This window comes from Candidatus Diapherotrites archaeon, from assembly GCA_016205145.1.
Classification (GTDB): domain Archaea; phylum Iainarchaeota; class Iainarchaeia; order Iainarchaeales; family JACQJH01; genus JACQJH01.
This window is the reverse complement of sequence record JACQJH010000002.1, coordinates 486305-513139: the sequence shown is the minus strand read 5'-3', so window position 1 is coordinate 513139 and position 26835 is coordinate 486305. Positions and strand designations below refer to the sequence as shown.

Annotated in this window: 33 protein-coding genes; 23 read left to right on the top strand and 10 right to left on the bottom strand. The window is 51.9% G+C overall.

Translation table 11 applies throughout. The features are described 5' to 3' along the window. Nucleotide 1: 1 nt before the first annotated feature. Together HY394_05975 and HY394_05970 are read right to left on the bottom strand one after the other, a co-directional pair. On the bottom strand, nucleotides 2-364 hold the full coding sequence (locus HY394_05975) for a PIN domain-containing protein (GenBank protein ID MBI4053553.1): 363 nt from the start codon (nucleotides 362-364) through the stop codon (nucleotides 2-4). After that, nucleotides 357-578 carry a hypothetical protein gene (locus tag HY394_05970; GenBank protein ID MBI4053552.1) on the bottom strand — a complete coding sequence of 74 codons (222 nt, stop codon included), beginning with the start codon at nucleotides 576-578 and terminating at the stop codon, nucleotides 357-359. Before HY394_05970 ends, HY394_05975 begins: the two co-directional genes overlap by 8 nt. Nucleotides 579-701: 123 nt before the next feature. On the opposite strand from HY394_05970, the gene HY394_05965 reads away from it, so the two are divergent. From HY394_05965 to HY394_05950, 4 genes are read left to right on the top strand one after another with little or no spacing between them, the layout of a single operon-like run. Then, the gene (locus HY394_05965; GenBank protein ID MBI4053551.1) at nucleotides 702-1103 is read left to right on the top strand and encodes a hypothetical protein; all 402 of its coding nucleotides are present in this window, start codon (nucleotides 702-704) and stop codon (nucleotides 1101-1103) included. After that, nucleotides 1100-1264 (top strand): hypothetical protein, encoded by a 165-nt coding sequence (locus tag HY394_05960; protein ID MBI4053550.1) that lies wholly within the window; start codon nucleotides 1100-1102, stop codon nucleotides 1262-1264. The genes HY394_05965 and HY394_05960 overlap by 4 nt, the downstream gene beginning before the upstream one ends. Nucleotides 1265-1266: 2 nt before the next feature. Further along, complete coding sequence (locus tag HY394_05955) at nucleotides 1267-1638, top strand: hypothetical protein (GenBank protein ID MBI4053549.1); 372 nt, start codon at nucleotides 1267-1269, stop codon at nucleotides 1636-1638. A 9-nt stretch (nucleotides 1639-1647) separates the two neighbouring features. After that, nucleotides 1648-1845: a hypothetical protein gene (locus tag HY394_05950; GenBank protein MBI4053548.1), complete on the top strand. Its 198-nt coding sequence runs from the start codon at nucleotides 1648-1650 to the stop codon at nucleotides 1843-1845. Between the two features lie 28 nt (nucleotides 1846-1873). Here HY394_05950 and HY394_05945 read toward each other — a convergent pair whose 3' ends face one another. Beyond that, nucleotides 1874-2689, bottom strand: a complete 816-nt coding sequence (locus HY394_05945) for a hypothetical protein (protein ID MBI4053547.1) — start codon at nucleotides 2687-2689, stop codon at nucleotides 1874-1876. Nucleotides 2690-3001: 312 nt separating this feature from the next. Between HY394_05945 and HY394_05940 the strand changes: the two genes are divergently transcribed. Further along, entirely contained in the window at nucleotides 3002-3691 is a 690-nt protein-coding gene (locus tag HY394_05940; GenBank protein ID MBI4053546.1) for a metal-dependent hydrolase, read from the top strand. Between the two features lie 35 nt (nucleotides 3692-3726). Here the strand turns inward: HY394_05940 and rnz are convergent, their stop codons facing one another. Next, nucleotides 3727-4635, bottom strand: a complete 909-nt coding sequence (gene rnz, locus HY394_05935; protein MBI4053545.1) for a ribonuclease Z — start codon at nucleotides 4633-4635, stop codon at nucleotides 3727-3729. A 130-nt stretch (nucleotides 4636-4765) separates the two neighbouring features. On the opposite strand from rnz, the gene lonB reads away from it, so the two are divergent. Further along, nucleotides 4766-6733, top strand: a complete 1968-nt coding sequence (lonB, locus tag HY394_05930; GenBank protein MBI4053544.1) for an ATP-dependent protease LonB — start codon at nucleotides 4766-4768, stop codon at nucleotides 6731-6733. Between the two features lie 145 nt (nucleotides 6734-6878). Here lonB and HY394_05925 read toward each other — a convergent pair whose 3' ends face one another. Further along, nucleotides 6879-8099, bottom strand: a complete 1221-nt coding sequence (locus tag HY394_05925; protein ID MBI4053543.1) for a DUF373 family protein — start codon at nucleotides 8097-8099, stop codon at nucleotides 6879-6881. Nucleotides 8100-8194: 95 nt separating this feature from the next. Between HY394_05925 and HY394_05920 the strand changes: the two genes are divergently transcribed. Further along, complete coding sequence (locus HY394_05920; GenBank protein ID MBI4053542.1) at nucleotides 8195-9181, top strand: hypothetical protein; 987 nt, start codon at nucleotides 8195-8197, stop codon at nucleotides 9179-9181. 39 nt (nucleotides 9182-9220) lie between these two features. On the opposite strand, the gene HY394_05915 is transcribed toward HY394_05920, so the two are convergent. Continuing rightward, entirely contained in the window at nucleotides 9221-10111 is an 891-nt protein-coding gene (locus tag HY394_05915; protein ID MBI4053541.1) for a stage II sporulation protein M, read from the bottom strand. A 142-nt stretch (nucleotides 10112-10253) separates the two neighbouring features. Between HY394_05915 and HY394_05910 the strand changes: the two genes are divergently transcribed. From HY394_05910 to HY394_05875, 8 genes are all read left to right on the top strand, one after another. After that, complete coding sequence (locus HY394_05910; GenBank protein ID MBI4053540.1) at nucleotides 10254-10820, top strand: exosome complex RNA-binding protein Csl4; 567 nt, start codon at nucleotides 10254-10256, stop codon at nucleotides 10818-10820. A gap of 10 nt (nucleotides 10821-10830) precedes the next feature. After that, nucleotides 10831-11103 (top strand): DNA-directed RNA polymerase subunit L, encoded by a 273-nt coding sequence (locus HY394_05905; protein MBI4053539.1) that lies wholly within the window; start codon nucleotides 10831-10833, stop codon nucleotides 11101-11103. A 26-nt stretch (nucleotides 11104-11129) separates the two neighbouring features. Beyond that, nucleotides 11130-11903: a hypothetical protein gene (locus HY394_05900; protein ID MBI4053538.1), complete on the top strand. Its 774-nt coding sequence runs from the start codon at nucleotides 11130-11132 to the stop codon at nucleotides 11901-11903. Nucleotides 11904-12099: 196 nt separating this feature from the next. Continuing rightward, a complete protein-coding gene (pcn, locus tag HY394_05895) occupies nucleotides 12100-12846 on the top strand; it encodes a proliferating cell nuclear antigen (pcna) (GenBank protein ID MBI4053537.1) in 747 nt (248 codons plus the stop codon). Between the two features lie 44 nt (nucleotides 12847-12890). Continuing rightward, nucleotides 12891-13658, top strand: a complete 768-nt coding sequence (gene panB, locus HY394_05890; GenBank protein MBI4053536.1) for a 3-methyl-2-oxobutanoate hydroxymethyltransferase — start codon at nucleotides 12891-12893, stop codon at nucleotides 13656-13658. A 28-nt stretch (nucleotides 13659-13686) separates the two neighbouring features. Next, nucleotides 13687-14538, top strand: coding sequence for a pantoate--beta-alanine ligase (locus HY394_05885; GenBank protein ID MBI4053535.1), 852 nt, complete (start codon nucleotides 13687-13689; stop codon nucleotides 14536-14538). Between the two features lie 49 nt (nucleotides 14539-14587). After that, on the top strand, nucleotides 14588-16081 hold the full coding sequence (locus HY394_05880) for a leucyl aminopeptidase (GenBank protein MBI4053534.1): 1494 nt from the start codon (nucleotides 14588-14590) through the stop codon (nucleotides 16079-16081). Between the two features lie 17 nt (nucleotides 16082-16098). Further along, nucleotides 16099-16923 carry a hypothetical protein gene (locus HY394_05875; protein MBI4053533.1) on the top strand — a complete coding sequence of 275 codons (825 nt, stop codon included), beginning with the start codon at nucleotides 16099-16101 and terminating at the stop codon, nucleotides 16921-16923. Here HY394_05875 and HY394_05870 read toward each other — a convergent pair. After that, the gene (locus HY394_05870) at nucleotides 16906-17355 is read right to left on the bottom strand and encodes a DUF192 domain-containing protein (protein MBI4053532.1); all 450 of its coding nucleotides are present in this window, start codon (nucleotides 17353-17355) and stop codon (nucleotides 16906-16908) included. The two genes, HY394_05875 and HY394_05870, sit on opposite strands and share 18 nt — an antisense overlap. Before the next feature lie 60 nt (nucleotides 17356-17415). Here HY394_05870 and HY394_05865 point away from each other — a divergent pair, with 60 nt between their 5' ends. Next, nucleotides 17416-18141 (top strand): hypothetical protein, encoded by a 726-nt coding sequence (locus HY394_05865; GenBank protein ID MBI4053531.1) that lies wholly within the window; start codon nucleotides 17416-17418, stop codon nucleotides 18139-18141. Nucleotides 18142-18157: 16 nt separating this feature from the next. On the opposite strand, the gene HY394_05860 is transcribed toward HY394_05865, so the two are convergent. Further along, a complete protein-coding gene (locus tag HY394_05860) occupies nucleotides 18158-18511 on the bottom strand; it encodes a hypothetical protein (protein ID MBI4053530.1) in 354 nt (117 codons plus the stop codon). 112 nt (nucleotides 18512-18623) lie between these two features. On the opposite strand from HY394_05860, the gene HY394_05855 reads away from it, so the two are divergent. The 6 genes from HY394_05855 (at nucleotide 18624) to HY394_05830 (ending at nucleotide 23819) form a co-directional block, all read left to right on the top strand. Further along, complete coding sequence (locus tag HY394_05855) at nucleotides 18624-19754, top strand: hypothetical protein (protein ID MBI4053529.1); 1131 nt, start codon at nucleotides 18624-18626, stop codon at nucleotides 19752-19754. Between the two features lie 57 nt (nucleotides 19755-19811). Further along, nucleotides 19812-20027, top strand: coding sequence for a hypothetical protein (locus tag HY394_05850; GenBank protein ID MBI4053528.1), 216 nt, complete (start codon nucleotides 19812-19814; stop codon nucleotides 20025-20027). A gap of 111 nt (nucleotides 20028-20138) precedes the next feature. Next, nucleotides 20139-21350 (top strand): hypothetical protein, encoded by a 1212-nt coding sequence (locus HY394_05845; protein ID MBI4053527.1) that lies wholly within the window; start codon nucleotides 20139-20141, stop codon nucleotides 21348-21350. Between the two features lie 48 nt (nucleotides 21351-21398). Next, nucleotides 21399-21956: a DNA replication complex GINS family protein gene (locus HY394_05840; GenBank protein ID MBI4053526.1), complete on the top strand. Its 558-nt coding sequence runs from the start codon at nucleotides 21399-21401 to the stop codon at nucleotides 21954-21956. A gap of 299 nt (nucleotides 21957-22255) precedes the next feature. Then, on the top strand, nucleotides 22256-23023 hold the full coding sequence (locus tag HY394_05835) for a S1 RNA-binding domain-containing protein (protein ID MBI4053525.1): 768 nt from the start codon (nucleotides 22256-22258) through the stop codon (nucleotides 23021-23023). 7 nt (nucleotides 23024-23030) lie between these two features. Further along, nucleotides 23031-23819: a PAC2 family protein gene (locus tag HY394_05830; GenBank protein MBI4053524.1), complete on the top strand. Its 789-nt coding sequence runs from the start codon at nucleotides 23031-23033 to the stop codon at nucleotides 23817-23819. 36 nt (nucleotides 23820-23855) lie between these two features. Here the strand turns inward: HY394_05830 and HY394_05825 are convergent, their stop codons facing one another. Both HY394_05825 and HY394_05820 read right to left on the bottom strand, forming a co-directional pair. After that, the gene (locus tag HY394_05825; GenBank protein ID MBI4053523.1) at nucleotides 23856-25130 is read right to left on the bottom strand and encodes a phosphotransferase; all 1275 of its coding nucleotides are present in this window, start codon (nucleotides 25128-25130) and stop codon (nucleotides 23856-23858) included. Nucleotides 25131-25211: 81 nt separating this feature from the next. Further along, the gene (locus tag HY394_05820) at nucleotides 25212-25535 is read right to left on the bottom strand and encodes a hypothetical protein (GenBank protein ID MBI4053522.1); all 324 of its coding nucleotides are present in this window, start codon (nucleotides 25533-25535) and stop codon (nucleotides 25212-25214) included. Between the two features lie 369 nt (nucleotides 25536-25904). On the opposite strand from HY394_05820, the gene HY394_05815 reads away from it, so the two are divergent. Beyond that, a complete protein-coding gene (locus tag HY394_05815) occupies nucleotides 25905-26552 on the top strand; it encodes a hypothetical protein (GenBank protein MBI4053521.1) in 648 nt (215 codons plus the stop codon). Nucleotides 26553-26835: the final 283 nt, after the last annotated feature.

The window sequence follows — 26835 nt, the reverse complement described above, 5'->3', positions numbered from 1 at the left end:
GTCATTTCACGAATTCCGTGTCGGGCATTTTTTCAAACTGCATGTCCCCGGTCAGGAATTTTGCGCCATGCCGTTTTGCCACGGTGTAGCCGATTGCGTCGGGAATGGACAGTTTTCTGTTTTTCATGCGCAAGTCCATTGCTTCGCAGACGTCTTCGGCTGTGACGTCCACAAGCAGGACTTCGTATTTTTTGGTTATCTTGTCTGCAAAGCCCTTGCCCTCCCTTTTCAGGGCAAAGTTCAGTTCGGCGAGGTTGAAAATAGTGGTTATGGCGTCGGCCGACTCAAACCTTTTGTAAGCCGGATTGCCCGCGAGAATTTCAAAGAACGCGTAGGTGTCGAAAAAGAAAAGGTTTTCAGGCATCCCAGGCCTCTTTATCGACTTCGTCAAGTATTTCCTTCGTGCTTTTCGAAAATTTGGCGATGCCGAAAGTTTCCTGCAACGGATTGGCCTGCCTGAGCAGCAATACCCTTACCTTGTCGCCGGCCCTTATTTTTTCCCTGTCCGCGGACTTTTTCGGTATGATTATGCCGAGAGACTTCCCCCATTCCTTTACCTGTGCCGTGATTTCAGCCATAAAAAACCAAATAATTATATCAATATAACTAAATTTAAGCCTTTGTTTTTGGCTGGTTTCTGGCAATCGGCCAGGTCAGCCAATAACTATATTTGATTAATTAGTTAACTATTTAAGGTGGTTTTGGGCTATTTTTTTACGGTTGTCGTGTTTCTGGAAATCCTTTGGCACCTGCTTTCCTTCGACCTCGGCTGGCTATTCGTCTTCATGATGAACAACCTTCTCTGGGTTTTCGCGTTCCTTGCGCTCGCCTTTTTTGTTGCCGGAGGAAAAAATTTCGTGTATGCAGGCCTGCTGATTTTCCTTTCAATCGCGCTTGTGGATTCCTTCGCCTTCCTTTCAGGCTGGGTTTTCCTTGTCGGAGGATTCCTGCTCCTCAACTACATGGCCAAGATTTCATTCCTCAACTTCGTTGAAAGCAATGCCGAAATGTCCGGCAGCCTTGTGCTCTGGAACGAGGTTTTCGCTTTCGGCTTCTTCATCCTCTTCAACGTCGCCTTGCTCCTGGGGTGGATCAGGATATGAACCTCGCCAACATCCTCATCTGGACAATAATGATTTTTGCGGCCGCGGCGGCGATCAACGCGCTGTTCTTCAGGATAGTGGCGGACGCGCTTTTCTCTCTGCCCGGACTGATCGTGGTTTTCTTCCTGGTGCTTGTGGAGAGCCTGCTGATAAAGGTGTGACCATGGCGTTCGTTTTCCTCGATTTGGTGATGCACCTTCTCGCTTTCGACCTGGGCTACATCTTCCTGTTCTTCGCCAACAACATTATTTGGGTTTTTGGCTTTCTCGCCGGCTCATACTATCTTTTCAGCGGCAAAAACTTCGCAATGGGCGCAATCCTCTACGGCTTCCTTTTCATAGTCTTCTTCGACTTCATCACTTTCACGGGCTTTGTCTATTTCACCGCCGCCTTCCTGTCGCTGATGTACCTGACAAGGATGTCGACCGCGATTTTCACGGAAAACGTGGACGTGCTGAGGCCCTACCTTCCCCTTGTCGTGGCATTCTCCGCGATTTTCCTCATAATCGTTTACAACATCTGGATAAACTTCTGAGGCGGCCCGATGAACTTTCTACGCAACGCAGTGCAGTCGCTTTTTTTCCTCATGCTGCTTTACGCAATCGCCGTGCTTTTCGGCTGGGCAGGCCACGGCTTCATGAAAAGCTCCGCCTTCACCGGTTTTGGAATCGCGGTCGCTTTTTTCTGGATACTGGCGAACGTGCTTTTCGCGTCGTTTTCACTGGAACAAATCGGAAGCTGAACTTCAGCAGCGGTCTTGAAGGCAGGGCCTACTGGTTTTCCTCTTCCTGTTCGAAGGTTTCCTCTTCCAAGTCGGAGTGCTCTACAACGTATTCCTCGATCCGGTCCGCGATTGCCCTGCGCCTTGAATAAGCGATCGCGCTCACGATGATGACAAAAAGCACTACAAGCGGAAAGACGTTGCTTGCGAATGCGCCTTTGAGCAGGCCGGACAGCTCGAACTGCGGCGCAATCTCCTTGAAAACCCTGTATGACAACGTGACTGCGTTCGAGCGCGTATAGCCAGTCCATTGGATTGAATCGCCGCTTGTTTTTGCGGCAGGCTGGACCGGCTGGATTATTTCCGAATTCTTCGGGAAATTGATTTTTATGCTTGTTCCTGCCGGAATGACAGTCGTGTCCCCTGTCCGGAAGTCCTTGAGCGCGCTTTTTTTGAGTTCGAACGTCGTTATCCTGCCGGTTTCGCTTGTCTTTGAAACGACCGGGGTTTCAAGGCCGTAGCTCAGCTGCAAAAACTTTTTCGCGCCGTCAAAGCTGAGCACCCCGCTTCTCACATCCTCCTCGCCGCCGATGAAAACCCTGATGTTCGGGTCGAATTCCCTCCATTTCTGGAGGTCGACGCCGAGTTCCTCGCTTTTCTGCTTGAACCGCTCGAGCTGGAGGCTGTTCGGAAAGTCCAGGTAATACCTTTCGGCAACAGAGGTTTCGCCGTTTTCGCCGAGCGTAATCTCTATTTCGTGCTTTTGGATTTCATAGGACTGGGCAAACGCAAGCCCGGAGAAAAAGACGGCAAGCAACAATACTGCAAGGCAGAGTTTCCGCCGGCTCAAAACAGCACATTCCACTGCAATCCACCCAGATAATTCAACTGCATTTATTGTATAAATAGTTTTCCAAGCCGGTGATTCCGTCCGGACGCAGTTTCGGCTGCGTGGAGCGACGACGGGTACTTCGCAAAATCTTGGATTTTGCGACGTGCCCAGAATCTTAGGATTCTGGGGCATTGCTGATGCAATACCCATCTGCTTTGGACGTGTCCAGAATCTTGGGGTTCCGGTGCGTCGCATTCGCCCAGTAACCATCTGCTTTTTTTTGCCTGCAGGAAAAGTAGGTATTAATATTCCTCTCGGTTCAATATGATTAATGGTGTGGTTTGTTTGGCGCTGAAAGTACAGTTTTTGGGCCACGCTTTTTTCAAACTCAACTTTTCCGGCAAGACCGTCCTTGTGGACCCTTTTTTTGTCTGCGCGCATAACAGCGAGTTCAAGCGCATCGTAAAGTGCCCGGTCGCCGAAAAAGACGTGAAAAAGGCCGATGTCATACTCATAACGCACGAGCATTTCGACCATTTCGAGCCGAAGATGGTGGAAAGGCTCTCAAGGTCGACGAACGCGTGCGTTGTGGCGCACGATTCCATCCTGAACCAGCTTTCGCTCCAGAAGCCGATGATGCACTCGATTGACACTGCGAAAAAAATCAATTGCAGGGGCCTTCACATCGAAGCCGTGCACGCGCATCACCCCCAGTCATTCTATCCGATGGGTTTCCTGATTTCGGACGACACAACAACGGTTTACCATGCCGGCGACACCCAGCTTTTGGACACCTTCTCGCAGATAAAGGCGAACGTCGCATTGCTGCCCATCGGCGGCAACGAGACAATGGACTGCGTCGATGCTGTGCGCGCGACCAAGACAATGAAGCCGGATTATGTGATTCCGATGCACTACAACACTTTCGAGACCATAAAGCAGGACCCGCAGGAGTTCAGGCAGAAAATAGAGAAAAGCATCCTGAAAACAAAGCCGGTCATTCTCGCGCCGGGGCAAACCTTCAATTTGAAATAGCAATTGCCTTCCGCTTGAAGTGAAACTTTTTTTGTTCAGATTTCGATTTGCATGAGGTCCCTCGCCACAATCGCGTGCGGGAAAACCTTTTCCGCTTCCTCTTCCATTTCCTTTTCGCCGCGGTAGCGCGGGCTGATGTGCAAAAGCAGGAGTTTTTTCGCATTGGTTTTTTTTGCGACTTCCGCGGCCTGCTTTGCAGTGGAGTGCTTCGTTTCCTTCGCCCTTTCCGCATGCTTCTGCAAAAAGCTTGACTCGTGAATCAAAAGGTCGGAATCCATTATCGCCTGGAAATATTTTTCGTCCGGCAAAGTGTCCATGATGACGGAGATTTTCCTTCCCTTCCTTCCCTTCGAATAGTCCATCACGTCTTCGGGCCTGAAAGTTTTTCCGTTCGCCTCGGCGTTTTCGCCTTTCTGCAGTTTGCTCCACAACGGCCCTTCCGGTATGCCGAGCTTTTCCGCCCATTGCCTCTGGAATTCGCCGCTCTTGTTTTTTTCCCTGAAAACGAAGCCGAAGCACTGCACTTCATGCCTTAACCCGACAGCTTCGATGGTGAAATCCTTTTCAGCGAGAATCCCGCCGTTTTTCGCTTCGTGGCAGATTATTTCAAAGCCCTGCTTCAGCAGGCCGAGGCTCAGCACTTTTTCCATCTGCCTTTCAATGCCGTGCGGCCCGAAGACGTGCAACGGCCAGTCCCTGCCCTGCATGCTCATTGTTGCCAGCATTCCGGGAAGGCCGAGCACGTGGTCGGCGTGGAAGTGGCTGATGAAAACATAGTCGACGGACATGTATGACGCGCCTGCCAGCATCATCTGCCTCTGCGTTCCCTCCGGGCAGTCGAACAAAAGCGTCTTGCCTGCAAATTCGAGGCAGACGCTTGAAAGGTTCCTTTCCTTTGTGGGATTAGAACAGCTCGTGCCCAGAACGGTTATTTTGGCATTCATTCAAAAACCCTTGAGACTTTTTTACCCGCATCCGCCCTGTTTTTTTTTGCGGCTGTTTTTCCGCTTTTTTTGCCTTCGCGTTTTGCCGTATTTTTCCGGTTTTTTCGCCGGGCCTGCGATTGATTTATTAATGTTTTTTTGGCTAACTCTTTTAATGCCTAAGTCTTCCCCGCACAAGGCCGATTTCCTCAATTTCCGGTCCACAGCCGAAATCCCGGTTTCCGACAAGACCATAAACCAGGTCATCGGCCAGGATTCGAGCGTTGACATCATCCGAAAGGCGGCCGCGCAGAAAAGAAACGTTCTTCTGGTGGGCGAGCCCGGAACAGGCAAGAGCATGCTTGCATTGGCAATGTCGGAAGTCCTGCCCGTGCAGAAGCTGAGCGACATACTCATTTACCCGAACGACACTGATCCCAACAATCCCAAGGTGAGGCCGGTTCCTGCGGGCGAGGGCCAGAAAATTTTGAACAAGGAAAGGATTGAAGCACAGCACGCGGACGACAATTTCAGGCTCGTTTCAATGCTGTTTCCGCTGGGCTGGTTTTTGATTGTCTGGGTCGTCTATTTTTTCAAGTGGGCGCCTGACGTGATCGTGGCTGCGATGATGATTCTGGGCGGCTTCCTGATAGTGGGCTTTGCAGTCGGCAACCAGATGAGGAGCCGCGAGGAAAAAAGGACGCCCAAGCTGTTGGTTGACAATGCAGGCAAAAAGCTTGCGCCGTTTTTTGAAGGAACGGGCGCGAGGGCCGGCTCACTGCTCGGCGACGTCCGCCACGACCCGTTACAGTCAGGCGGCCTCGGCACGCCCCCGCATCTGCGCGTCGAGCCGGGCCTCATTCACAAGGCTTCGGGCGGAGTATTGTTTGTCGACGAGCTTGCAACGCTTTCATACAAGGCACAGCAGGAACTGCTTACGGCCATGCAGGAAAAAAAGTATGCGATTACGGGGCAGAGCGAAATGTCCTCCGGCGCCATGACGAGAACCGAGCCCGTGCCGTGCGATTTCGTGCTTGTCGCGGCGGGCAACTACCGTGATTTGGAAAAAGTGCATCCCGCCCTGCGTTCAAGGATCAGGGGCTACGGCTACGAGGTTTACATGAACATTGACATGCCGGACACGCCCGAAAACAGGTCAAAGATAGTGCAGTTCGTCTGCCAGGAAATCAAAAAGGACGGCAAGATTCCGCACTTTTCAAGGGAAGCCGTTGACCTGATAATTTTCGAGGCGCGCAGGCGCGCCGACAGGAAAGTCAGGCTGACACTGAAACTGCGCGATTTGGGCGGCCTTGTCAGGGCGGCCGGCGACATTGCAAAGGAGAAAAGCCATTCGCTTGTCGAGGCGCAGGACGTCATCGAGGCAAAGATGTCCGCAAGAACGCTGGAACAGCAGATGGTTGACAAGATAATCGACAGCAAGCGCGAATACGAAGTTTACCTTTCAGAGGGCGCGGTTGTCGGCAGGGTCAACGGCCTCGCAGTTTCCGGTGACGGGAGTGCGGGCACTGTGCTGCCGATCGAGGCCGAAATCGCGCCGGCAGCTTCAAAGTCCGAGGGCCGGGTCATTGCGACCGGAAAGCTTGGGGAGATTGCGCGCGAAGCCGTGCAGAATGTTTCCGCAATAATCAAGCGCATTTCCGGCAAGGACATAAGCCAGCACGACCTGCACATACAGTTTTTGCAGACTTATGAAGGGGTCGAAGGCGATTCCGCTTCGGTGTCCGTCGCAACGGCAGTGATTTCAGCGCTTGAAGGCATTCCGGTAAAGCAGAGCCTGGCAATGACAGGCAGCCTCTCCGTCCGCGGCGAAGTGCTTCCCGTCGGGGGCGTTACTTCAAAAGTGCACGCCGCAATCCGCGCGGGCTTCAAGGAAGTCATCGTGCCCAAGGCCAACCGCGAGGACATAGTCCTGCCTGAAGCCGAACTCGCCAAAATAAAAATAATTTCCGTTTCGACATTGTCCGACGTGCTGGCGAACGCTTTCGAGAAATCCAGGAAAAAGGATTCAATGCTGCTGTCGCTCAAAAAAATACTGAAAAGCCTGCCGTCGATTAGCGGCGTAAATATTGAAAAGGTCTCCCAAAAATCCGCGCATTAAGCCGATTTCGTCCGGCTGGTCCGACGCCCCATGCTCATTTCATTCGCATGGAGCTGCGCGCTGTTGCGCGTGATTGGTTGGACGATTCCGCTTGCCCGATACCCGTCTGCTTTTTTTGTATTAAATTTCAGGCAATGTGAAAGAATCAGGTTATCAGGATCCTGCCCTTGGTTATTTCGAATTCCTTTTTTTTCAGGGAAACGCTTTTCTTTGACGCGTTGTCCTTGAACAGTATCTCCTGCTTTTCGCGGTCGACGTTTTCTACCTTGCCCAGCCACCTTCCGTCGTTCGCGTAAACAGACAGGCCGACGAGCAGCCTCGTCACTTTCGAGTTGACTTCCATTATCTCGGAGAGCTTGAATGCAAGCAGCAGCAGGAACATGCTGAAGCCCACGCTGAACAGGAACCAGTTGAGGTCGGCCCTGCCCAACACCACCAGTGTTGCGGAGTCGAGTATGAACCACGCCAGAAGCGTTGAGGTCGCGTACAAAAGCATTTTGCGCAGGTGCTGCGCCTTTTTGAGGTGGATGAGGTCGACGCTTTTCGCCGCGACAATGAGCAAAGCGGAAATCGCTATGAAAAGATATGTTGACTGCGCCGTGATCACTGCCCTTGCAACAAGCTCTATGCCCGAAAGCTCGTTGAACTTGTTGAAAGCGGTCATTCCGCCGAAGCCGAGAATGAAAATCACGGAAAGGTAAAGCGGATAGGAGATTCTCTGCGCGGAAATCGAGGAAGTGACGCTGTGGAATCCCCTTATGGCCCATTCCTCGATGCCGAAGCCTTTCACCAGCAGATATGTTCCGCCGATGAATGCTATGACCTGGAAGCTGAGGTTGCCGAGCAGGCCGAAAAGCAATAACAGCAGTCCGGGAATTCCGAATGCAATCCTTGCAATGAAAGGGTCTTTCAGCGCCTCTTTTATCGTGTAAAACGTTGATTCGACTGCCTGCGCCTGCTTTATGATGACTGTTTCCTTTGAAATGATTCTTGCCCTGCCCTGCAGTATGGGAATGACCTGGTCGTCTTCGGCGCCGTCGGTTACAAGCACTATTCCGTTGGCCGGGAATTTTTCGAGCACGGCGTCAAGCTGCTGCGCCACAATCCTGTCGGACTTGAAGCCGGCCTTGCCGTAGCCCGTGAGCGTCACCACCTCGCATGCAGCGGCTGATTTCCTTACCTCGTCGAATTTTTTCACGGCCGCAAACATTGTGTTGGAATCGTTTTCTTCGGGGTCCTTGAGAATGAGCCTTGTCGCGGCCTTGATGTTTGCGTCCCTGCCAATGACCGGCCCCTGTATCCCGGTTTTCCTTCCAAGGTCGTCGTCGCGGTCAACGCAGATGACGAGGATTTTTTCTTCAGCCATGCTATCACAAAAAGCCAACGCGCTTATTAATAAATTTTTGCATGAAATATATAAAGTATACTGTATTAACTGATTAACCGTATCGGCTGATTGGCATGGTTGAGGGCAAAAGCGTAAAATCCGGCATCATTGCAGGGGCTTTCGCGGCATTCCTTCTTGCCGCGGTCTGGCTCATGGTCAACTTTGACGCGGCAATGGCAAGCCTGCCGTGGATAATTGTCCTGGGAGTTTTCCTTTTCGCGGTCACAAAGTATCCGGTGCTTCTGCTGCTCGTGGACTACCAGCGCGCCGTCATCTTCCGCTTCGGAAAAGTGAACCGGGTGGGAAGGGGCTGGACTTTTGTCATTCCATTCATTGAAAGCTTTGTCATTGTCGACCTGCGCACGAAAACGCTTTTCACGCCCAAGTACGAGGTCATAACAAAAGGCAACATCGAGCTCAAGGTCAAGGAGGCAATCTTCCTGAATGTGGGCAGGGATGACGGGAGCGTTGTAAGCTCTGTGGTGAACATCAAGAATTTCGAGGAAGCGGTTGTTGCGAATGTCATCGGAGCGACGCGTGACGTCATAGGTGACATGGAAGTCCCCGAAGTCGTTTCAAAAATCGAGGAAATAAACCGCGCCCTGAAATCCGAGGTCGAGGAAATATCAAAGGACTGGGGCATATCGATAGTGAAAGTCGAAATCGAGGACGTCGACATTCCGCAGGAAATCCTCGCCGCAACCAACGCCTTCAAGGCAGCGGAACAGGAGAAACTGGCGCGCATCCAGAAAGCCGAGGCCCACAGGGAAGAAATCAGCGCAGTCAATGCCGCGGCAAAGGAGCTTTCAGACAAGACGGTCGCGTATTACTACATCAAGGCGCTTGAAGAGCTTTCAAGGGGCCAGAGCACGAAATTTGTCCTGCCGCTTGAGCTGAGCAGGATTGCCAACTCCATTTCAGACAAGATTGGCGCTTCAACCGCGGGGGAAAAGGACATCGAGCAGATGATTGCGCCGTTCCAGAAAACCTTTGAGAAAGCCGTGGATTCAGCAGTTGAGGCAAAGCTCAAAAAAATGGCTTTGGAAAACGCGAATGCCTGATGCTGCAAAACGTGCGTTGCATCTTTTTTTTTAGCAAGACTAAACAGCCGCTATTATGCTTGCCTCTATTGCGGCGCCGAGAAGCAGCAGCAGTATTCCGGCCATCACCAGCACTGCGGCGTCCTTTGCGACTATTTCAAATTCGTGGGTCCGGAACTTTTTCTTGGAAATCGCGGCGCTGATTATGCCGCCGGCGATTGCGCCCAAAAAATAGCCCGTTATCTCGGGCAAGCCGTGCGGAATGAAGCCAATTGCATTGAACAGGCCGTGCAGGAATGCCGCGGCAAGGCTGTATTCGCCCAGATTCGAATAAGCCGATGACAACGCCATTATGTCACGGCCGATGACAACTCCGATTATTGATGCGTTCCAGCTTATCAGGAAAATCGCGCCGGCGCCCATTGCAAATGAGAACAGCACGGCCCAGAACAGGACTGTCGCATTGTTCACGAAAATGACGTTGAACCAGCAGCTGAATTCCCTGCCGCACTTTTCGGCAACGCTTTTCACGCCGCTTGCGTTTCCGGAAAGCGTGGACTTCATGGTGGTGATTTTCCCAAGCTCCTTTTCCTGGACCTGGAAGAATGATGCGTGCACGTCGCCTGGAAGGATCACGAACCAGAACGAATAGCTTACGACAACGCCGAGGAAAAGCCAGGCGTAAATCTTGATGACGTCGAAATGCCTTCTCAGGAAGCCGACCGACCAGCTTGGCACCAACGCTTCCTCTTCCTCGGTTTCAGCCAGGATGGAGTGGATTATGGGCACGAATGCTATGGTGATGAATGCTATTGCCAGTATGCTCGCCGAGTCCGGGAAAGTGAAAAATGCCATCCAGAAAGCCGCGGAGGAAAGGGCCAGGGCGAGCAGGAAAATGGCCAAAGGGTGCCGTTTTGCCGCGGCCGTGTCTATCAGTGATTCCAAAACCAAGGGCAACCCGTTCCTTTAAATTCCTTACCATTTCTATAAAGTATTAACCAGTTTTAATGGTTTTCTCTGCGGTTTGCGGTTTTTCAGCTGTTTTTTTTGGTCAGGCCGAAAAACGCAAAAACGCCATTTTTGGGGTTATACAATGCAAAAACATGCTCAAAAGCCCGTCGTGCCGGGCGAAGCCGTGTCGACGGCCGAGGAATTCGTTCCCGGCAGCAACGTCTTTGAATGCGAGGGCGAAATCCTGTCCAATTCCATCGGCCTTGTCTCGTTTGACCAAAGGTTCAAGGAAGTCAACGTCGAAAAAAAGCGCGAAGTTGCATTGCTTGACAGGGGCTCGATAGTTTACGGCAAAGTCAGGCTTGTCAAGGACTCATCCGTGCTGATTGACATCATTTCGGCTGAAAAGGACGGCAAAAAGAAGGCAGTTCACATCGGCGTTGCAATGATTCCGGTCAGGATGGTAGCGCGCGAATACGTGAAAAGCCTGAAAGACTTTTTCAGGATAGGCGACCTTGTCAAGGGGAAAGCCGAAATGGTCTCGCCTTTCGCGATCGACGTGAGCACGAATGACGATTCACTGGGCGTGATAAAGGCTTACTGCACGGAATGCAGGCAGCCGCTGCATCTTTTCGGCCAGGGCCTGAAATGCCTGTCATGCGGCTCAACGCAGCAGCGGAAAATTTCTTCAGATTATATTTTGAAATGAGGTGCGATAAATGGAACTTGAAGTGCTGAATTCTTCGGACAATTCTGCCGAATTCATAATCAAGGGCGAAAGGCACACTTTCCCCAATCTCCTGAGGGAAGCCCTACTGGAAGACGAGAAAGTGTCCTTTGCGGCGTATTCCCTCAATCATCCAATGGACCACGACTGCAGGTTCATTGTGAAGACGGAAGGCAAGCAGGCGAAAAAGGCGCTTTCCGACGCCCTGAAAAGGGTCGACGAAAAGCTTGACGAATTCAAGAAAGAAATAAAGAAGGCGAAGTAGCCTTTCCGGCTGCCCGACGTGAAAAAATGCCGGCCAAGCAAAGCCCATTCCATGCAATCCTGCAGAAGCTGAAATGGCTCGATCCGTTCCACTACGTCGACCTCTTTGTCATGCCGGCAGTCAACCCGAAAAACAACGCGGCAATCTCGACAATAGTTTACATCGTTTCCGCATTCGTTTTCGCTTGGCTCGCATACACTATTGCGGGCATGATCCTGCAGACGCAATCGCCTTTCATGATAGTCGTTTCCGGCTCCATGAAACCGTTGTACCATCGCGGCGACATCATAATGCTTGCCGGCGCCGGACCGGACGGCATCAAGGCAACGGAAGTTTCCATGCCAAGCCAAAGCCTTTCGAACACGCCTTTTTCCGATTTCGCGTCGCTGAGGTTTGAAATGGAGAATGGCATTCCGCAGGCGAAAAAAATCGTTTTCAAGGACGGCAAAACAATTCCGGTTGAAAAGACCGGGTCGATTGTCGTTTACACGGCTGTCCCGTCAGGCAGGCCGATAATCCACCGCGTCGTGGCAAAACTCGCTGCAAATGATGGAACGTTTCTCCTGACAAAAGGCGACAGCGAGCAGAATTACACTCTTGACGCGGACTGCGGCAAAATCGTGAACGGCGTTTCACAGCAGGCATGCATCACGCTCTATCCGGTCAACGCCTCTCAAGTGCAGGGCAAGGCAATCTTCCAGATCCCTGTGCTCGGCTGCGCAAAGCTCTGGATTTTCGACAACCTGCTCGGCCTCGCTTCGACCGGAAGGCTGCCGGCGGACTACGACCTGATTTGCTGAGCCGCTTCCGTCCGCAGCCGTCTCGTCCGGCTGGTACGCGCACCATGCATTGCATGGCGCTGGCTTCGCAACTGCGGCTGGTTCGGAGCCAAGGCGTGCCGCTGTGCGGCACGCCGAGTATGCATGTGCCTGCGGGGTAGATTTTTGCCACGAGGTTAAGTTCTTTTTTTAAAACCTCTTCCCGTAAAATCTGTTCATGGACGTAGTGCTCGAAAAGGCCGACGATTTCAAGAAATGCATCGACTCAATCGCGGTCCTGATCGACGAGGCCGAATTCATCTTCGACGCCAATGGTTTGTCATTGAGGGCGACCGACCCAAGCCAGATTTCAATGGTCGACTTCTCGCTCAAAAAGGATTCCTTCAAAAAATTCGATTTGGACGGCAAAACCAAGCTCGGCCTGGACCTCGATTACCTGGGCCAGATAATGTCCAGGTCGAAGGCCGGCGACGAACTGCACCTGGCATTGGAGGACGACAAGAACTATCTGAGCGTCACGTTCAAGGGCTCTTCCGTGAGAAAATTTTCCATGCCTTTGATAGACATTTCCGCTTCCGAATTGCCGAGTCCGCGCATAGACTTCGACGCGGAACTTTCAATGAAGGCTTCGGTCCTGCAGGACGCGCTCAAGGATTCCGCGCTCATTTCAACGCACGTTTCGTTGGGCATCGAGAACAAAAAGTTTTTTGTCAGGGCGCATTCAAGCAAGGGCGAACTGAACAGCGAAACCCAGAAGGACGACAAGGCGATAACCGAAATGAAAGTGAAAGACGAGGCTAAAAGCATGTTCCCGTTGGACTACCTTTCCGACATGCTCAAAACCGCTTCCTCTGACACCGAAGTCAAGGTTTTCCTCAAAACAAACGCGCCCATCCAGGTCAACTACAAGGTCGGCAAGGCCGACATAACCTATTTCCTTGCGCCGCGCATAGAATCAGAGTGAGCGGGACAAATAGCTTTTTCAAATTGTTCCAGCACAAGCTTTTCATGCACATTTCCGAAAAGTTTGCCGAAATGAAGAAGTCCGGCGAAAAAATCTCCGTGCTTGCCTGCTACGACCATGCCTTTGCACGGCTTGTCGACGCGAAGGTTGACGCCCTGCTTGTCGGAGATTCCCTGAACAACGTGGTTTACGGCGAGCCGAAAACCTCGACGGTTTCAATGGAAACAATGCTCCGGCATTCCGCGGCTGTCGCAAGGGCGTGCAAAAAATCCTTTGTGATCGGGGACATGCCGTTCGGCTCTTTCACGAACTCAAACCTTGCAGGCGAGAACGCGAAAAAATTCTCGGAAGCAGGCTGCCATTGCGTGAAAATTGAAGGCTTTTCCGATGGCATAGCAAAAGCCATCCGCGATGCCGGCATTCCGGTCATCGGCCATCTCGGCCTGACTCCGCAGACAGCGGAAAACTTTTCCGTGAAAGGCAGGAATGCCGAAGAAGCGGAAAAAATTATGCAGGACGCGCTCTGCCTTGAAAGGGAAGGCTGTTTCGCGCTTGTTCTGGAATGCGTTCCGTCCGGCCTCGCAAAAAAAATCACTAACTGCCTTGCCATTCCGACAATCGGCATCGGCGCGGGAAGGCACTGTGATGGACAGGTTTTGGTGCTGCACGACATTCTCGGCCTGCTGCCGGATTTCCAGCCGAAATTCGTGAAGCGGTTCGACAACCTCGGGGGAAAGATTTCCGGCGCAGCGGAAAAATTCGGCAATCAGGTAAAAAGCGGGAAATTTCCAAGCAAAAAATACAGCTATTAAAAAATCCTTTTTCCGCAAGCTTTATTCCATGCAGGTCGTAAAATCCGCGCAGGAAATGCGTGCGGCTGCCGCCCGTCTGAATGAGCCGGGAAAAAGCGTCGGCTTCGTTCCCACAATGGGCGCCTTGCACGAAGGCCATTTGTCATTGGTGCGCAAATGCCGGCAGGAAAACGATTTTTGCGTAGTGTCGATTTTTGTGAATCCGATGCAGTTCAACGACAAGAGCGATCTGAAAAATTATCCGCGCGATTTGCAAAGAGACCTCGGCCTGCTGGAAAAGGAAAAAGTTGATTTTGTTTTCGCGCCAACCGAAAAGGAAATCTATCCGCACGGCACCAATGCCGATGTAAAGCCGCCCGCCGTTGCGGAAACGCTTGAGGGAAAATTCCGGCCGGGGCATTTTGCGGGCGTGTGCGCGGTCGTCAAAAGGCTTTTCGAAATTGTTTCTCCGGGCAAGGCGTACTTCGGCCATAAGGATTATCAGCAGTTTTTGGTTGTCAAAGAAATGGTCCGCGCGCATAGCCTGCCTGTCACGGTTGTCGTGTGCCCGACAGTGCGCGAAAAAGACGGTTTGGCACTTTCGAGCAGGAACGCGCGCCTGGATGCGCGGGAGAGGAAAGCGGCAACTGTTTTGTTCCGCGCGCTCAACGCTGGAAAGGAAAAAATTCTGGCGGGCGAAAAAAGCCCCGCAGAGGTTGAAGGTTTTGCAAAAGGCTTTTTTGGGAAAGAGCCGCTGGCAAAGCCCGAGTATTTCGCCGTGCGCGATGCCAAGGATTTGTCGGAGCTGAAGGAAATCCGAGGCGGGGCTGTTTTGCTTTGCGCGTGCCGCATCGGAAAGACAAGGCTCATAGACAACCTTGCCGTTTCCGTTCCCGCATGATGTTGGCTTTTAAAAATGTGCGGCTTTCTTTTTTTGAAGGTGGTATTGGATGGTCGAGGTTCGCGTCAAGTCCGGGGATTTTGAAAAAGCGGAAACTGAACTGCTTGCAATTTTTGTTTCAGAGGAAAAGCTGAAGGAACTCAAAAAATCCGGCAACGGCTTTTTTTCAAGGTTCAAGGCGGCGCTTCCGAAAAAGGGCTTTGAAGGAAAGGACGGCCAGGCCTTTCTCATTCCGAATGCACCGCTTCCTAAAATAAAAAACGTTTTTTTGCTCGGCCTCGGCAAGAGGAAGGAGCTGTCGCTTGAAAAGCTGCGCAAGGCTTCGGCAATCGTTGCAAGGGCATGCAGAAGCCTCGGCATAGAGCATCCGTCCGTTGCGTTCCCGCTTGAGGGCTTCGGCGAGGGAAAGGGAAAGGAACTGCAGGCAATCACTGAAGGCGCCATTCTCGGCCATTACAGTTTCGACAAATATCTGCTTGAGGATGCGAAGGAGCGCTCCAACGTGAAAACCTTTACCGTCATCCTGAAGTCCGGGGACATTGCCGCCGCGCAAAGGGCGGTGAAGGAAACCGCGATAGTGTGCAGCAACGTCTGCCTTGTGCGCGACATGGTCAACGAGAGCCCCTGGCAGAAGAACACCGAAACGTTTTCAAGGCAGATAAAGGCTTTGGCGAAAAGGGCGAGGGTTTCATGCAGGGAACTCACGGCGCAACAGCTTGCAAAGCAGGGCTTCAACCTCATTCTTGCAGTGGGCAAGGGCGCGGAATTCCCGCCAAGAATGCTCATATTGGAATACAACGGCAACAAGTCAAAAAAGGACAAAATTGCTCTGGTCGGCAAAGGGGTAACATTCGACACAGGCGGCTTGGACATAAAGACAAGGGACATGAAGGACATGAAGCTTGACATGGCCGGCGCGGCAACAATGTTTGCGGCGGTGAAATCCCTGGCTGAGCTGAAGGCGAAAGTGAACGTCGTCGCGGTTTTGCCGATAGTCGAAAACGCGGTCGGCGCGAAATCCTACAAGCCGGGCAGCATAATCAAGTCTTATTCCGGCAAAACCGTCGAAGTGGCTGACACTGACGCCGAGGGAAGGCTTATTCTCGCGGACGCGCTTGCGTTCACGTCGGAAAAAATCAAGCCCAAGCTCATTGTTGACGCGGCAACCCTCACGGGAAGCTGCATCGGCACTTTCGACGATTTTGTCGCGGGCATGGTTTCGAACAACGACAAGTTCGCGGAAAAAATGTTTGAAACCGGCCAGGAGATTTTCGAGCGCGTCTGGAGAATGCCGTTGTATGACGAATACAAGGAGCAGACGAAAAGCGACGTTGCGGATGTAAGAAATCTGGGCAAAAGCATGTTTGCGGACATGATCGTCTCATCGGGCTTCCTTTCAAAATTCGTCGGCGAAACGCCGTGGGTGCATTTGGACATTGCGGGAACTGCGTGGAACGAAAAGGCGCCGAAACAATACTCCTGGGTCGGGGCGACGGGATTCGGCGTGAGGCTCCTGGTGCAGTTCGTGCAGGAAAATGCGTAAAGGGCTGAAACTGATAAATGGGCAAACTATTTGTCTTGGGAATTGACTTCGGCGCTTCGACGACTGACATAGTGCTGTTCGGCAAACGAAAAATCGTGCGTTCGTGGAGTTTTCCTGCAATGCCCGTGCGCGGCATGCAAAAATTCCTGAAATCGCTCGGCATGCCGTTTGAAAAAATACGGGCGGTTGCGGTCACCGGCGGAAGGTCAATGCAATTGCACGGCAAAAAGGTTTTCGGCGTTCCTGTCAGGCACGTTTCCGAAATCGATGCGATCGGCCTGGGCGGCGCGTTCCTTGCGGGCAAAAAGAGCTGTTTGGTTGCAAGCCTCGGCACGGGCACCTGCATAGTTGAAATGCGGAACGGGAAGTCAAGGCATTTTGGCGGCACCGGAGTTGGCGGCGGAACGCTGCTCGGCCTCGCAAGTCTTCTGCTTGGCGCCAAAAACGTTTTTGAATTGGAGGCGCTTGCGGCAAAAGGCAGAGCGCAAAAAATCGATTTGTCAGTCGGCGACATCATGGGCAAAGGCATAGGCGTTGTTCCGGTCGGCGCGACAGGCTCGAATTTTGCGAAGCTTTCATCATCCAAAAAAGAGGACGCTGCGGCAGCGCTCGTGAAGATGGTTGCTGAAGTGAACGCGGTCTCGATAATTTTTGCCAGCCGCGCGGCAGGCTTGGATGAAATTGTCGTTGTCGGGAAAACCCCTGAAGTCAAAGGGTTCAGGAAACGCATGCAGACCGTTGCCGGCTATTACAGCAAAAATCTGGTTTTTCCTAAAAACGCAGGAATCGCAACCGCGATAGGCGCGTGCCTGAAAGCGCAGGGCTCAGCCAATGCTGATTGAAATTTTCCGCCCTTTTTCCAGGCCGTTTTTTTCCGCAAAGCCTGAATTGGTTTCCAGAACGAACCTGGCGTTTGCGTCCGGGAAAAATGTTTCACATGGCTCTTCCCTGCACGGCAAAGCGTTTTCTCTCATGAAAACTATTTTGCCTTCTGTGTCAAGCCAGATGATGTCAAGGGGAATCAGCGTGTTTTTCATCCAGAAAGCGTGCGGGCCTTCGTTTTCGAAAACGAACAGCATGCCTCCGCTTTCCGGCAGGCTTTTTTCGAACATCAAGCCCTGCTCCCGTTCCTGAGCGGAATCCGCAATCCTGATGTCAATGCATTTCCCGTTTTCAAGGCAGGCGCCTGCGGCTGTTGATTTGTTTTGGGCGGGCGCAACGCATGCCGAAAGTGCCAGCATCAGCATAAAAAACGCGAAAACGCCTGATTTCATGCAGATGGTTGCCAGCAAAACAATTTAAACAATATTTTGCTTTACTTATCTCTGACTTGAATGGCGATTGAACTCAAAAAGCTTGATTCGTGGCAGAAGGCGGTGCAGGCGATTTCATCGTTCATTTCGGAGGGCAATTTCCATTTTTCCGACAAGGGCGTTTTGTTCAGGGCAATCGACCCAAGCCAGATTGTGCTGGTCGACCTTTTCCTTGACAAAAAGATTTTTGACAGGTATGCTGTCGAGCCGGCTTTTGCAGGAGTCGACATTTCCGAGCTGTCCAAAATAATGCTGCGCGCACTGCCCGGCGACAGGATGGTTCTCGACCTTACGGAAAACGAGATGGCTTTGACCTTTGAAGGCGACCTGGTGAGAAAATTCAGCCTGCCGCTCATAGACGTTTCCGAGGAAGAGCCGAAGGTTCCGCAGGTGGGCTTCGACTCGCACATCGAGATCAATGCGCGCATTTTCAGGGAAGTCCTGAAAGACGCTGCCTTGTTCGGCAGCGCAGCCGTCATAAACGTGAAAAAAGGCAAGCTTTCAATCGAGGCGAAGGGCAGCCAGGGAACTATGCGCAGCGACCAGTCGAACGGGAAAAGCGTTTCCGTGAAAAGCTCGGCCGACACCCAAAGCAAGTATTCCCTGAATTTTTTGCAGAACATCGTGCGCGAGGCCGACGCGGACAAAAAAATCCTGCTTGAGCTCAAGACCGATTCGCCGATGAAAATCTCGTATCCGATCGGCGACTCCGAAATAAACTTTTACCTGGCGCACATGATACTCTGACCGTTTTTTTTTGTTTTCAATTCTGCCCGAATTCAATGATTTGCCTGATTTTTTGCGCAATGCGCTCCGCTTCTTCCGACTGCAGGCCTTCGAGCCTTCCCGCCATTTCTTCGAGTGCGGGCATTTCCCTGCGGATTGCCGAAGCAGCTTGTTTCCGGCGCAAGCCAAGCATTGCCTGCAGGGCGTTGCGCTTGTCGTCGTTTTCTTCCCCGGCAAGTCGCTTTTCCAGCAGTTGAACATCGGCCACCTGTGCTGAAAGTCTTCTTTCGGCGGAAACCGCTTTCCTTCGCAAAAAAAATCCGAGTCTTGCCGGCTTTGGCTTTTCCGGCCGCCCGTTTCTGTTTCCGTTTCTCTCTGTTCTTGCTGGCATTTCTTCCACGTTCAGGTTTTCGCCTTTCGGCCATAAGCATTTTCGTCTGCCGGCTTTTAAGCTTTTAGCGTCCGGGATGGTTATTTATTGTTTTTCAGGCATTCTTCCCTGTATGCCGGTTTCGCAGGATCTTTTGTTCGCGCAGAAATACCCTTTTTCCTCAGCCGCAATGCGCATACTGAAGGACAGCAATGTTTCGCTTGACGAAACCGCCGAGAACAGGCCCGTAATAGAGCGCGCGGTCTTCATGATCGTGAGCGCGTGGAAGGACAAGCAGCAGCCCCTGGAACACGTTTCATCGGAGGAAATCCTTGAACGCGAAATAATGGCTTTTCCGGCCGCCAAAATCATTCTCGGGCAGATGAAAAACGGGCAGGCGGACAAGAAGTTCGCCTCGTGGACCGCAAAAAACACGTTTAAGAATTTGCAGGATGAGCCGGACCGCGGCAAGGCATCGCAGGAGCTTGCAGGCGAACTTGGCATAAGCGCATCGCTTTCCGATTCCCCCGATTTTTTCGTTTCAGTTGCATTGCCGGATTTTCTGTCCATAGGCTTCAGGGACGAAAGCCTCAAGCTTGTCAACCAGAAGGTTTCCGATGGCAGGGTTTTTTTCGACGAGAATGGGTTCTGCCATTTCCTGGCGGAAAAGGTTTACTGGAACGTTTTCGAATCCGTTTCCGGCCAACAGCCGGCAGTGCCGAACGCGTTCAAGCGCATTGCGTCGCAGGTTTCCTCGCACCTCAACTCTTTGCGCGAACGCGATTTCGAGCTCAAGCTGTCGGGCAAAATCGACCCCAACCTTTTTCCGGACTGCATGGCATCGCTTTACTCTGATTTGCTGGAAGGGAAAAACGTTCCGCACATGGGCAGGTTTTTCATTGCCGCCTTCTTGTCGTCAATCGGCATGCCCGAAGAGGACATAGTCGAGCTTTACTCGAAAACCCCGAATTTCAGCCGCAAGATGACCGCATACCAGGTCAAGAGGATTGTAGGAAAGCAGATGTCCGCGCCGGCGTGCAAAAAAGTCAGGGAATACGGCTTTTGCCCGAAAGGAAAAGACTGCAATGTTTCCCATCCCGTCTCGTTTTACCAGCGCGAACTGAAAAAGGATTCCGGCAAAAAAAACGCCCCGCCAGCCCCGGCCGGCACGGATGGCACGGGCAACGCCAATGGCGTGGAAAAAGCAGCCAATGATGGCACTGCGGCAACCCCGCTTCCAAAAAGCACGGAAAACAGCGTTTAAAAATTTTTCCGCTTTTCATTCTTCCTGAAAGCTTCGGCTTTTTTTGGGGTGGTTTTGATGGGCTTCTGGGCTTCTCTTGGCGTCGGAACTCTTGCGTTTGTGGTTTTGACTGCGTTCGTGCTTCTGGTCGTCGGACTGGTTTCATTCGGCATAAACCTTGCGATAATCTCGATTGCGGCAAAGCTCCTGGGTTTCTCGCCCGAAGCGAACTTTGTTGTGCTGTCGGCGGCAATACTTTCATCTGCGTCCATAATAGGCTCAAAGCGCGGCTGAAGCCGGTTTCGTCCGGCTGGTTCGACGACGGGTATTGCCATTGCAATACCCATCTGCTTTGTGTTGGGTGCCCGGCACCTTTTTTATTACTTTTAGGCAAAGAATGCTTGCATGCGTGCCGAGGATTTCCTGAAACAGCATTTCAGGCAGTTTTACGAAAAAAATTTCGTTTCCCAGCCGCCCGAACCGGAGAAAAGGGAGTTCGGCTGCGGCATTTTCGGCCTGAAGATTTCGCAGAGGCACCTTGCATTTCCAAGCCATGACGCATTCAACGCTTTCCTCCGCTCAGAAGTGCCGCTGTTCGTATCCTATTCGGGCGCAAAATACAAAATGCCGGCGGCGAGGCCGATTGAAGCAAAAGGCTTCATTTCAGCCGACCTCGTCTATGAATTCGACGCCGACGACATTCAGACAGACTGCAAGCAGCGCCATGACTATTGGCTGTGCCCGAAATGTTTTTCCAGCGGCCCGGGAAAAGTGGAGAACTGCACGTCCTGCGGTTCGCCTGTCTCTGTAAAGCAGATGTTCTGCAACGAATGCCTTGGCGAAACCAAAAGCCAGGTTTTTCGCCTTGTCAAAGCGCTTGAGGAAGACTTCGGGTTTTCAGGCTTTGACGTGAACTTCTCGGGCAATGCCGGATACCACGTGCATTTGCGCGGCGAGGAAATCAACGCTTTGCCGCATGCCGGGCGCATAGAACTGCTCGACTATCTAACTGGCCATTCCGTCAACCTCACTGCACTTGGATTTGTGCGCATCGGCAAGGCATTCCATTGCCCGCAAAAGAAGATTGCCCTCGGCTGGCAGAAAAAAATCCTGTCCGGCATTGAAAGCCTTTTCAGCGCGGGCAACGCGGAAAAGGTCGCGGCAATCGGCGGGATAAGCAAGAAAAAAGCCGAAGAACTTTTGGCTGGAAGGGACAATTTTCTTGAAAAGCTTTCGCAAGGCATCCTCGTTTCGCCTTCGGGCAGGAACACAAAGGATTTCTGGCCAAAGATTTTCGATTTCACGGTTTTGTGCGAATCATTCAATGTCGACAGGCAGACTTCGCTTGACAAGAGCAAGATCCTGCGCGTTCCCGACACTTTGCATGGCGGCACGGGCTTCCAGGCGAAAAGAGTTTCATTGGATGCGCTGAAACAGTTTGACCCTTTCTCCGACGCGGTTGTTTTCGGGCGCGAGCCCGCCAAGGTTTTCGTGGATTTTTCGCCGGAATTTTCCCTGAAAGGGGAAAAGTTTGCGGAAATGCGCAAGGCTGAAACGGAACTTCCGCTGTCCGCTGCGATATTTTTGGTCGCTTCGGGCAGGGCAAAGCCTGTTTAGGCCCTGCAATATCTATTAAACAGTTTTTGTAGCATTCTTTGTTCGGGGTTGGCTTTGAACGTTTCATACGACGAGCTTAGGCGCATTTACAGGCTTGAAAAGAACACTTCCAAGCTTGTCGAAGTTGACGACGATTTCTTCGAAAAGCTCAACGCCTTCATGAAAGCCGAAAAAGAGGAATACCTGAAGTCTTTGCGCGACATTTCCACTTCAAAGGCGAGGAATTTTTCGAACCTCAAGAAAATGGTGCAGGAAATCTTTGCCTTGCGCGAAAAAAAGCTCCTGAACCGCGCGCTTGTGGCGTCAAGGACCGGGGATGTTGCCCTGCAGAAAGTGTCCTCCGAAGAAAAGGCGACGTTCATTGAACTGCTCAAACTGATGGCGGAGCACAGGAAGTCGCTTGCCGAACTGTTTGACGGTGAAACCCAAAGCTTTTCCATTGCCGAGGCGTCTTCCGGCGAACTGTTTTCCGTGCTGAAGGACGTGCCTGCTTTTGTCGGAACCGACATGAAGGAATACGGGCCGTTTTCGAAGGGCGAAGTCATTCCACTGCCGCAGAAGATCGCGGAACTGCTTATGTCAAGAAAGCTTGTAGTTGAAAAATAAAATCTTGCTACTTCCTTCGCGAGTCTCATCTATTGTTTGGTTTGTCACGCGCAACAGCGCGCAGGCAGGGGCTTTCGCCCCTCGCACGCCCCTTGCGTGGCGTTGCTGTTGCAACGCCACTTATTTGCAAAAAGCTTACTCGGCTTATTGCAGCGGCATGCACCGGAATCCCAAGATTCCGGGCACATGGCAAAATCGCGATTTTGCCATGATAAGCCTTAGTTCGCACTAGCCGGGCGTGACGGCTACATATTCCTTTAAAATACTGTTTTTGTTGCAATTCTTTTGTTCTGGTTTTTATGCCGAAAATGCCTGAAGTCAACGAAATAGTCGTCTGCAAGATCCGCAAGGTAATGAACTTCGGCGTGATGGTGGAACTCGAAGAGTATCCCGGCATAGAGGGCTTTGTGCACATTTCCCAGGTTGCCACGAGCTGGATTAAGAATATCCGCAATTTTGTCAAGGAAGGCCAGGTGCGCGCTGCAAAGGTCATGGGGCGCGGCAAGGTAGAAGGCCAGGTCGAATTGTCGTTCGCAAAGGTTTCAACTGAACAGCAGAGGCAGAAAATCGAATCCGTGAAGCAGGAGAAAAGGTCTGCAAAGCTCCTCGAGCAGTTTGCAAGGCTGGCGGGGATTTCCATTGCCGACGCCCAGCTGAAAATCGTCAAGCCCCTTGAAGCCGAGTACGGCACTTTTTTTGACGCAATGCCTGAGATTGCGATTCACGGCGAGGAAGCCGCGTCATCGGTCGATTCATCGGTGCGCAAGCAGTTTGTCGAGCTTGTCAAAAAAAGCATTGAGATTCCGAAAAAGTCGGTCGGCGGATTTTTTGTTTTGCACAGCTTTGATTCTGACGGCGTGAGCGTCGTCAGGAATGCGATGCTGAAAGGCGAGTCCGCTTCCCCGAAAGGCGTGCAGGTCGAACTCTTTTATTCGGGCGGCGGCAAGTATTCCGTGAAGATTACGTCGCATGATTTCAAGGTTTCCGAGCACGCATTGAAGCAGGTGTCTTCGGCAATCGAGTCGGCTGTGAAACCCAACGGCAGCTTTGAGTTCAAGAGGGCGTGATGCTGGAATGGCCACTGTCATAAAATTCCTGAAAAAGAAAAAATTCAAGAACGCGGTCATGATAACCGGCCTGCCCGGCATAGGCCTGGTCGGAAAAATCTGCGTCGATTACCTTTTGAAGCAGCTGAAAACCGAGAAGGTCGCGGAAATCTATTCCGATTCGTTCCCGCCGAGCGTTTACACAAAGGATTCCATTGTCGAGCTCATCAAGGACGAGATGTTCGCGTCAAACGTGAAGGGCACGGCTTTCATTTTTTTGGCCGGGCCTGTTCAGCCGTCGCTTGACATGGCCGGCGGCTTTTCAGAGGAACACTACGAGTTCGCGGAAACCGTTGTGGGGGCCTGCCAGAAGCTTGGGGTGAAAAGGATTTTCACGCTTGCCGGAATAAACATCGGCAGCGCGCGCATGAACAAGGACCCGGAAGTCGTTGTAGCCGCAACCTCCAAGAAGGCCTTGAAGGATTTTGTTGACGTAGGCGGAAAGGCGGACACGCGCGAAGGCCTCATCAGCGGCGCGGCAGGCCTTCTTCTCGGCATTGCAAAGGAAAAAGGAATGGACGGCGCCTGCCTGATGGGCGAAACGAACGCGAACCTTGTTTACGGCGACCACGGCGCGGCTAAAAGGGTTTTGGCCCTGCTTGTGCAGAAGTTCGGCTTCACGGTCGACATGAGCCGCATCGAGAAAGAGTCCAAGGAAATCGAAAAGGCTTTTGCGGAACTCTCAAAGCAGCTTGAAATCGCGCAGCAGGAAGAAGTCGAAGCTGATTCCGACGAAGACCTCACTTACGTCCGATGACACGTCTGCAGTTCTGCAGTTTCCTTGTTTTCCCGCTCACTCGAATTCTTTCAGGGTTTTCTGGCCTTTCATGCCAAAGCCTTTTTCCTGCCTTTCGAGTTCCAGCTTTTTTGTTTCAAACTCTTCCTTTGAATCGCAGATGACCGGCCTGCCATAGTTTCCCCCGCCGCCGGGAATGTAGTGGACCCAGCCGTTGCGGAAGCTTTCAACTTTTTTGGCAACGCTTTCGTTTATCTCTGAAACCGAAACAATGGGTTCGTCGACAAGGATTCCGGTTTCAGGCCCGAGCCTTTCAACCATTTCAAGCCACAGGCCCTGCACTTCCTTTGCCTTGACATCCTTCGCCCCCAATGCGAGCTGGATTATTTCGGCGAGCGGAATTGCATGGAAGTATTCCGGCCGGAAATCCGGGTGGATTTCCTGGCTGAAAGACGCAAGCTCAAGTATGCGGTCCTTGACCCCTTTTTTTATCTGGCCCCTGCATTTCGGGCATTTCCAGTCAAACCTTTTCGCGTCTTCCGCGGAAAACCTTGCAAAGCAGGCATTGCAGGCAGTCGCATGGTATTTTCCTTCGCGCGGGTCCAAGCCGACATTCAGTTCAATGAGTCCTTCGCCCCGGCTGGCCAAAGCCTTTTTGATTTCGTCAAAGCACGGCTTTTTGAGTTTCATGCGCGAGAACTCCCTTCCAATCCGGTAAGGCCACGGGCTGTGGCTGTCCGATGCAGTGAGAAACGCATAATCATGGTTTTCCTGGATCAGGTCCGCAAAATACGAGTCCGCGCTCAACCCAAGCTCGATGAAAGAAAGCTTTTCATGCATCTGGCCATACGCCTGCTTCAATGAATCAAAATGCGCGTAAATGCCGGTGTAAGGCGTGAAGGAATGCGCGGGCCCGAAAATGCCGCCGCAGCCGTCCGCGATTTCCGCAATCGTTTCAGCGGAAAGCCTGAGTTTTGGCCTGCCGCACATCACGCAGTCAAGTACGCCGAACCTCGCAACTTTTTCCCTGAAAGTCTGCGCCGAGGAAAGGTCGGGAAAAAACAGCAGATGGTGCACGCGCTTCGAATCCTCGACCTCGGTGCCAACGACAAAATGCGTTTTTCCCGCCTTGTCCGAAAACACGCCGTTTTCCTCTTCGACAAGGTTTTCCTTGACATGTTCGAACCATTTCCTGTGAGTGATGTCGGCAGTGGAAACCAGGCTGAGGCCCTTCAGCTTGGCCTGATCCGCTATCACCGGGATTGTCATGAATTTTGAAACCCCGCCGGCATACAGGCCGTGGAAATGCAAATCGCAGTCAAAGGATTCCAAAGCATCGCCAGATTAACTTCAGCATAAATTAGTGGGGTAAAATATAGAAAAACCTGCCCCCGCCGGCTTGCATGCCGGTTGTCAGAACAGGCCCAGGAATTTCGCCAGCAGAAGCGCGCCGATTCCCGCCAGGCCAAAAACAATGCTTATCACCAGGCTTGGAATGAACGGCAGGTTGACGTGGAAGACGAATGAAACTATTGCCCAGACGGCCAGGCCGGCAACCGAGTTCACGATGATCTTTTTCAGGAAAACGAAAATGAGCACGGCCGCAATGATGAGCACAACGCCCGCCACAAGAATTGCCGGGTTGCCGGCAAGCTGCAATCCCTTTTCGGCAATGGCGGAACCAGCGCTTCCCGCATTGGCAATCGCATCGGAAGCCTGCAACAAGAAAAGGCCCATGCAAAAGAATTGTGCGGCAAAGTATTTATTGCTTTTCCAACCCGCTTTCGAGCGGGTGTGCCGACGCACTATGCTCGCTTTGCTCGCATAGCGCCGCCTCGCTTTGCTCGGAGCCGGTTTCGTCCGGACGCGTTTTCGATCGCGTGTGCCGAAACCAAGGCATATTGCTACGCAATATGCCGAGTATTCCGTTAAAGCTTTCGGGGTTTGCAAGGGGTGCAATCCCTGCGTTCGCTTTTGCTCGCACGCCGGGTCCGAAACCAAGGCTTGTTGCTATTGCAATAAGCCGAGTAAGCCAGGTTGTTTTTGGGAGCGTGCAAGGGGCGAAAGCCCCTGCGTTTTAAAACATTTTGCCGCCCAAACTCAATTATGCCGAGCTTTTCAAAGGAACAGAAACAGATAGCAGCATTCCTGCTCAGGGAAGGCCCCAGAACAGCCGAAGAAATCAGCGAAAGCCTAAGCATAAGCCTGCCGGTTGTCACCGATACCCTGAGAATGATGCTCAAACTGCGGCTCGCGGACAAAGGCGGGGCGCCGACAAGGTATTCCCTGCATGGAAACATAGTGGAAGAGGTTTCAAGGCGCAAAAAGCTTGAAGAAGAGGACACGAACAAGCTGCGCATACGCGGAATAGTTGAAATCCAGGCAATAACCCAAGAACTGGTCCAAGAGCACCTCGACAAGCTTGGAAAATCGCTTTCCAGTGACAAAAACTACCTTGTTTACTCGCTTGAAAAGGCGCCGATTGAAAAAATGGAAAGCAATGACTACTATTCTTCGTTCCTTGACGTAAATTTTTCCGTGAAAACCTTCTCTGCGCTTGTGCGATTCATGATTTTCTTCGGCCCAATCTCGGTCGAGGTCATAAAACCGGACAAAATAACGTTTCCGGCGCAGGACTTGCAGGACGGCCTGATTGACCTGTCCGACATGGTTCAAGGCTATACTGAATATATTACTAAATTGATGAACCGGCAGGAGCTGGAAAGCTTCAATCGCGAGTTGCACAAGAAATAACGGCGCAGTTTCGGCTGCGCGGAGCGAAACCAAGGCGTATTGCTAGCGCAATACGCCGAGTAGGCGTATTAACGATTTCGGGGGTCAGTGGGTGTGCGAGAGGCCAGTCCCTGCTGGTACATGGTTCGTAAATTGACGAACAGGTCTTCTGCAAAAGCAGTAAATTTTGGGCTTGTTTTCCCAAAATAAGCGCTTTTTAAGCTTTTTTTTGGGACGGAAAGGTATTTAAATAAGTTGACTTGATAAGTATTGAATGGTCTGACTGACCTTTGCCTTCAGTGGT